Annotated in this window: 1 pseudogene; it reads right to left on the bottom strand. The window is 79.4% G+C overall.

Features of this window, described 5'->3' with window-relative positions:
- Window positions 1-243, bottom strand: a pseudogene (locus tag GTW08_RS06255) (tetratricopeptide repeat protein); the annotation flags it as partial.

Here is a 243-nt window from a genome sequence, read left to right as displayed (position 1 = left end):
GGTGGGTGCCGTGACGTGTCCCGCGGAGTCGGCCGCGGCGCGGCAGTCGGTGAGCAGCTCCCGTACGTCGTCGGTCACCGCGTGCCCGGCGCCGAGCACCCGCTCGGCGATCTCGAGCGTGGCGGCGAGCAGGCCGGCCGCGCCGCGCAGGTCGCCGGTGTCGGCACGGGCGAGCGCCAGCGCGGCCCGGGACGCGATCGTGCAGGGGTGGGTCCCGCCGAGCACCCGCGCCCGCCGGGTGAT

This window comes from Pseudonocardia sp. SID8383 (genome assembly GCF_009864975.1).
Classification (GTDB): domain Bacteria; phylum Actinomycetota; class Actinomycetes; order Mycobacteriales; family Pseudonocardiaceae; genus Pseudonocardia; species Pseudonocardia alni.
This window is presented reverse-complemented; position numbering and strand designations above follow the sequence as displayed.